The sequence below is a fragment of the Streptomyces sp. NPDC001002 genome, from assembly GCF_053599215.1.
Genome location: NZ_JBSFLV010000275.1, coordinates 1 through 4888, shown reverse-complemented (window position 1 = coordinate 4888; position 4888 = coordinate 1). Strand labels below are relative to the sequence as shown.

General features: G+C 68.9%; 5 protein-coding genes and 1 tRNA gene. 4 read left to right on the top strand and 2 right to left on the bottom strand.

The window, feature by feature from the left end; genetic code table 11:
- Positions 1–125: 125 nt before the first annotated feature.
- From orn to ACWDR3_RS47195, 3 genes are all read left to right on the top strand, one after another.
- The gene (orn, locus tag ACWDR3_RS47205; protein WP_124000181.1) at positions 126–728 is read left to right on the top strand and encodes an oligoribonuclease; all 603 of its coding nucleotides are present in this window, start codon (positions 126–128) and stop codon (positions 726–728) included.
- An 82-nt stretch (positions 729–810) separates the two neighbouring features.
- Positions 811–886 (top strand) — tRNA-His (locus ACWDR3_RS47200).
- A 95-nt stretch (positions 887–981) separates the two neighbouring features.
- Entirely contained in the window at positions 982–1482 is a 501-nt protein-coding gene (locus tag ACWDR3_RS47195; protein ID WP_450358865.1) for a GNAT family N-acetyltransferase, read from the top strand.
- 23 nt (positions 1483–1505) lie between these two features.
- On the opposite strand, the gene ACWDR3_RS47190 is transcribed toward ACWDR3_RS47195, so the two are convergent.
- Positions 1506–1961, bottom strand: coding sequence for a DUF6228 family protein (locus ACWDR3_RS47190; protein WP_450358864.1), 456 nt, complete (start codon positions 1959–1961; stop codon positions 1506–1508).
- 10 nt (positions 1962–1971) lie between these two features.
- Positions 1972–3015 carry a LacI family DNA-binding transcriptional regulator gene (locus ACWDR3_RS47185; RefSeq protein WP_450358863.1) on the bottom strand — a complete coding sequence of 348 codons (1044 nt, stop codon included), beginning with the start codon at positions 3013–3015 and terminating at the stop codon, positions 1972–1974.
- A gap of 402 nt (positions 3016–3417) precedes the next feature.
- Here ACWDR3_RS47185 and ACWDR3_RS47180 point away from each other — a divergent pair, with 402 nt between their 5' ends.
- On the top strand, positions 3418–4752 hold the full coding sequence (locus ACWDR3_RS47180; RefSeq protein WP_450358862.1) for an ABC transporter substrate-binding protein: 1335 nt from the start codon (positions 3418–3420) through the stop codon (positions 4750–4752).
- Positions 4753–4888: the final 136 nt, after the last annotated feature.

Here is a 4888-nt window from a genome sequence, read left to right as displayed (position 1 = left end):
AGCCCGTCCGGCGTTTGAGGACGAGGCCGTTCAGGCCGAAGCGGGGGTCTGGGGGCGGCAGCCCCCAGGGACGTCCACCACGACGCGGCGCACCTAAAAGTGGACGTCACCTTTAGGGTGGTCGCATGAACGATCGCATGGTGTGGATCGACTGCGAGATGACCGGCCTCTCGCTGTCCGACGACGCGCTCATCGAGGTGGCCGCCCTGGTCACCGACTCCGAGCTGAACGTGCTCGGCGAGGGCGTGGACATCGTCATCCGTCCGCCGGCCGAGGCCCTAGAGACGATGCCGGACGTGGTGCGCCAGATGCACACCGCCTCCGGACTGCTCGACGAACTCGACGGCGGTACGACGCTGGCCGACGCCGAGGAACAGGTTCTCGCCTACGTCCGGGAACACGTCAAGGAGCCCGGCAAGGCCCCGCTGTGCGGCAACTCGGTCGGCACCGACCGCGGTTTCCTGCTGCGTGACATGCCGACGCTGGAGGAGTACCTCCACTACCGGATCGTCGACGTGTCCAGCGTCAAGGAGCTGGCCCGGCGCTGGTACCCGCGGGCGTACTTCAACAGCCCCGAGAAGAACGGCAACCACCGCGCCCTCGCCGACATCCGCGAGTCCATCGCGGAGCTGCGCTACTACCGCGAGGCGATCTTCGTACCGCAGCCCGGCCCCGACTCGGACACGGCCCGGACGATCGCCGCGAAGCACGTGTTGCCCGCACGGTAAAACCCGTGCACGAGCACCCCTTCGGACCCTGTACACTTTTTCTCGGCCGGTCGGAAAATCACTGATGGAACGACCGGGCGTGGTGGGTGTAGCTCAGCTGGTAGAGCACCTGGTTGTGGTCCAGGAAGTCGCGGGTTCAAGTCCCGTCACTCACCCCAGGTAATCGGCCGGTGGCCCCGTTGATTCGGGACCACCGGCCGATTCGCATTCCAGGACACGACCAGGGCACACGACCGGCGGACCCCACATGGACATGGACATCACCCCGATCCACACCCCCCGCCTCGACCTCCTCCCCCTCCACGTCGACCACGCCCCCGAGATGGCCGAAGTCCTCTCCGACCCGGCCCTGCACACCTACATCGGCGGCACCCCGGCCTCCCCCGCCGCCCTGCGCACCCGCTACGAACGCCTGGTCGCCGGCTCCCCCGACCCGACCGTCACCTGGCTCAACTGGGTCCTGCACCACCGCACCGACACCCACCTCCTCGGCACGGTCCAGGCCACCCTCACCGGCCCGACGGCAGAGATCGCCTGGATCACCGGCATCCCCTGGCAGGGCCACGGCTACGCCACGGAGGCAGTACGCGCCCTGATCACCTGGCTCACCGAACGATCAGTCCGTACGGTCATCGCCCACATCCACCCCGACCACCTGGCGTCGGCGGCGGTGGCCCGGCGAGCGGGTCTTGACCCGACGACGGACGAGGAACAGGACGGCGAGCGACGGTGGCGGTTGGTGCTGGGCGGCTGAGGTCATCCGGTGGATGCCGGAGGTCACGCTTGTTCCCCGGCGAGGAAATGCCGGATGTCGGCCGCCAGCGAAGCCAACTGCTCTCCGGACTCCAGCCACGTGGTGACCGACGAGCTCCAGCCGCCGGCGGCCTTCGGCCAGGGACTCACGGTCCAGGTCAGCCCGACGTACCCGCCGGACCGGAAGACGGCCGAGACCGCCAGGTCCCGGTCGTCGGTCTGCCGGCTCCGTTCGCCGTCCCAACCCCGGTGGTCGGCGGCGATCCCCTCCAGGAACGCGGCGAGATCGTGTGCCCCGAGCCACGCGACGACCTCGTCGACGCGGGCCGTCAAACCCGGGGCATGCAGCTCGACGGCGTAGTGCACCGAGTCCGCGTCCGAGCCGATCCTGTCGCAGAACGTCACGCCGACGGAGGCGTTGTCCTGGCAGCGGATGGTCACGCCGGCCTTGTCGTCGGTGTCGCCGTCCGGGGAGGTCACGGGCGGAAGGTTACGCCGACGCCCGCGTAACCAACTCCGTTGCCAGTACGACCTGTCGGCGTTCCAACCCCCGCGAGACCGCCGGACGGCGATCCGCGATCTCTTCGAGGAGGAGGTCGATCATGCGGCGGCCCATTTCCTCGATGGGCTGGCGGACGCTGGTGAGGGGTGGGTCCATGTGGCGGGCTATGGCCGAGTCGTCGTAGCCGACGAGGGCCACGTCGTCGGGGATGCGGCGGCCTTCCTCGCGGAGCACCTGGCGGGCGCCGGCGGCCATGACGTCCGAGCCGGCGAAGACCGCGTCCAGGTCGGGGCGGCGGGCGAGCAGGGTCGTCATCGCTCTGCGGCCGCCCTCCTCGGTGAAGTCCCCCGGCTCGATGAGTTGTTCGTCCGCCCGGTGGCCCGCGTCACGCAGGGCGTCGCGGTAGCCGTCGACGCGGCGCTGGGCGCCGTACACGTCCAGGCGGCCCGTGATGTGGGCGATCGTGCGGTGGCCCCGGGCGAGCAGGTGTTCCACGGCCGAGCGGCCGCCGCCGTAGTTGTCCGAGTCCACGGAGGTGAGCGTCTCCGCGGCCGAGCGGGGGCCGCTGATCACCGCCGGGATCTCCAACTGGGAGAGCAGGTCGGGGAGCGGGTCGTCCGCGTGGACCGAGACCAGGAGGACGCCGTCGACGCGGTGCGCGGCCAAGTACTGGGCCAGGCGCCGCCGTTCACGGTCGCTGCCCGCGAAGATCAGCAGCAACTGCATCTCCGTGTCCGAGAGCTCCGCGCCGACGCCCTTCAGCATGTCCGAGAAGTACGGCTCCGCGAAGAACCGCGTCTCCGGCTCGGGGACGACCAGCGCGATCGCGTCCGTGCGGTTGGCGGCGAGCGCACGGGCCGCGGTGTTCGGGACATAGCCGAGTTCGGCGACCGCGGCCTCGACCGCCGCGCGGGTCGCGTCACTGACCCGCGGCGAGCCGTTGATCACCCGGGAGACCGTGCCACGACCGACACCGGCACGCGCGGCGACCTCTTCGAGGGTGGGCCGACCACCACTCCGGTTCCGCGACATTGGCTCCGCCCTTCCGCAGTACCCCTTGTTGGCCTGGAATGTAACAGTCCCGCCCAACCAGTGACCGCCCCTGGGGGCTGCCGCCCCAAGACCCCCGCTCCGGCCCCGAAAGGGCCTTGTCCTCAAGCGCCGGACGGGCTGAGAGTGGGCGACGCCGAAAGAGGCCGCGGACTTGTCGACTCCACTTAACAGCCCGATAACTGAACGCATCTCGCCACGCTCACTCCCTTGACACCCCCGCCCGGCTCGGCCAACCTTCAACACATCACTGGTGGGAGCGCTCCCACAGTACCTGACACATACACATCCCGCACGTTCCCCGCCCGAGCCGCAGCGTGAACTAACGGGCCCAACAATGCAGTTGGCCGGGGGGTCGGCACGTCAGGGCAACAGGAGGACGCAATGCGCGCACGGACCCGAACCGGTACCGTCCACAGGGCGGTGGCCTTGGCGGTGGTCGCAACGCTGGGCGCCGGGCTGCTGGCCGGGTGTGCCGACGACGGTGGAGACAAGTCCGGGTCGTCGGACGACAGCGGTGGCGGCAAGGGCAAGACCACCGTCAGCCTCGGACTCTTCGGCACGTTCGGCTTCAAGGAGGCCGGCCTGTACGCCGAGTACGAGAAGCTGCACCCCGACATCAAGATCACCGAGAACGTCACCGAGCGGAACGAGAACTACTACCCCGCGCTGCTCAACCACCTCACCACCGGCAGCGGTCTGCAGGACATCCAGGCCGTCGAAGTCGGCAACATAGCCGAGATCGTGAACACCCAGGCCGCCAAACTGGAGGACCTCTCCAAGGTCTCGGGTGTGAACAAGAGCGACTTCCTGGACTGGAAGTGGGCGCAGGCCACGACCAAGGACAGCCAGACGATCGGTCTCGGTACCGACGTCGGGCCGATGGCCATCTGCTATCGGAAGGACCTGTTCAAGAGCGCCGGGCTGCCCACCGACCGTGACGCGGTCGGCAAGTTGTGGGCCGGCAGCTGGGACAAGTTCGTCACGGTCGGCCAGGACTACAAGAAGAAGGCGCCCAAGGGCACCACCTTCATGGACTCCCCCGGCGGTCTGCTGAACGCGGTGCTCAGCAGCGAGAAGGAGAAGTTCTACGACTCCTCCGGCAAGGTCATCTACAAGACGAACCCGGCCGTGCGCGCCGCCTTCGACCTCACCGCGAAGGCCGCCCAGGAGGGCCTGGTCGGTGCGCAGACGCAGTTCCAGCCGGCCTGGGACACGACGATCGCCAACGTGAAGTTCGCCGCGATGGCCTGCCCGCCGTGGATGCTCGGCTACATCAAGGGCAAGTCGAAGCCGGACGCCAAGGGCCAGTGGGACGTCGCCGTGGCGCCCAAGTCCGGTAACTGGGGCGGCTCGTTCCTGACCGTGCCCAAGAGCGGCAAGCACGTGAAGGAGGCCGAGGCGCTGGCCGCCTGGCTGACCGCGCCCGAGCAGCAGGCGAAGCTGTTCGCCGTACAGGGCAGCTTCCCGAGCGCGCAGGCCGCGTACACCTCCTCCGCGGTCACCGGTGCCAAGAACGAGATGACCGGTGACGCACCGATCGGCACGATCTTCGCCGAGGCCGCCAAGGCCAGCCCGGTGCAGGTGATCGGTCCGAAGGACCAGATCATCCAGCAGGGTCTGACCGACAACGGCGTGATCCTGGTGACCAAGGGCAAGTCGCCCGAGGAGGCCTGGAACACGGCGACCAAGACCATCGACAACAACCTGGAGCAGTGACCGGTATGGCAACCCGGCACGACACCGCCGCGCCCCCCGCCAAGGAGGGTTCCTCCAACCAGGATCCGGCGACGCCCGACCCTACTGACACTGCACCCGACCCAGAGGAAAGCGACCCGGGCCCCAAGCCGACCGG

Excerpts from the sequence above, each read along its gene's own strand:
- orn (WP_124000181.1), top strand. The coding sequence starts at position 126 with ATGAACGATCGCATGGTGTGGATCGACTGCGAGATGACCGGCCTCTCG.
- ACWDR3_RS47195 (WP_450358865.1), top strand. The coding sequence starts at position 982 with ATGGACATCACCCCGATCCACACCCCCCGCCTCGACCTCCTCCCCCTC.
- ACWDR3_RS47185 (WP_450358863.1), bottom strand. The coding sequence starts at position 3,015 with ATGTCGCGGAACCGGAGTGGTGGTCGGCCCACCCTCGAAGAGGTCGCC.
- ACWDR3_RS47180 (WP_450358862.1), top strand. The coding sequence starts at position 3,418 with ATGCGCGCACGGACCCGAACCGGTACCGTCCACAGGGCGGTGGCCTTG.